Consider the following 1,047-nt stretch of genomic DNA (forward strand, 5'->3'; position numbering starts at 1 on the left):
TCGCTGCACATCGGCATGTGGGCGCTCGTCGTCGGCGAGATAGGCGGATTCGCGGTGCTGCTGGCTGGGTTCATCGCCGGGCAGTTCTTCAGCTAACTTCTCGCCAGGGCGCGGACCCACCGTGAGGTCTGTGACGGATGCGTCAGATGGACGACGTGTAGCCCCGGAAACCGGCCCTCCAACGTCGGCATCACCGGCTTGAGCTTCTTCCGCGTGCGCCAACCCCATCGCAGAATGTGGTCCTCGTCGATGAGGGCTTTCCACAGTGGCGGCTCGTAGTTCCCGTTCCAGAGTTCCTCGCGCTGCAAGCGTCGGCGGACCGTCCGACGGATGAGGCGGGTCATCTGGATCCTGGTCGGGTAGTCCAGCCACAGGATGGTGTCGGCTCGGGAGACGATAAGGGGCCGCGCTTCGCGGTACTGCAATTCAACGACCCAGCACGGTGCTGAGATCAAGCCCTCTACGTCTTCGAGAAATGTCTCTCGTGGCGTCCAGTTCGGACCGTGGTAGAGGCTGTCCAACTCGACGCGCCCGCAACGCAGGACTTCTGCCAGCTCATCGCACAAGGTCGTCTTTCCCGAGCCAGAGACTCCAGCGACCGCGATGCGCTTGGGTCCCCAGGTGATCCTGTCATCTGCATCGAGCACTGTCCTATTATCCGGCCTTCGCAAGCAAGTCGGGAACGAGCTCCCACACATCCACTTACTGGCCCAATCAAGTGGGGCACGGCTTAGCTATAGGAGACACGCCCTGGCCGGCCGGGTCGCGTGCGTCGTGGCATCGCGGGCGGGGCCCCGGCCGCTACGCTGGCGGTATGCCCATGCGCCCCCGCCCGCGCGGCTCGAAGCCCCGGAAATCGTCCGAGGGCATGGATCTCGGCACCCGCGCCCTGGTCCTGGGGATCGGGTCGCTGCTGTTCTCGTGGGTGCCGCTGCTCAACATCGTGGCGTTTCTCGCGGCGCTGATGGCGGTCGCCTTCGGACTGATCGCCCGCTGGCCGGCGGGCGGCATGATGGCCGGCGGTGAGCCGAACGAGCGTCGGGGCCT

At 65.6% G+C, this 1,047-nt stretch carries 2 protein-coding genes; one reads left to right on the forward strand and one right to left on the reverse strand.

The window, feature by feature from the left end; genetic code table 11:
- Nucleotides 1-92: 92 nt before the first annotated feature.
- Complete coding sequence (locus tag ACWIE7_RS19475) at nt 93-647, reverse strand: AAA family ATPase (protein ID WP_454057791.1); 555 nt, start codon at nt 645-647, stop codon at nt 93-95.
- Between the two features lie 167 nt (nt 648-814).
- Between ACWIE7_RS19475 and ACWIE7_RS19480 the strand changes: the two genes are divergently transcribed.
- Nucleotides 815-1,047, forward strand: a 233-nt coding sequence (locus ACWIE7_RS19480) for a hypothetical protein (RefSeq protein WP_454070376.1), incomplete at its 3' end; no start/stop codon positions are given.

This window comes from Dietzia sp. NPDC055343, assembly GCF_053645265.1.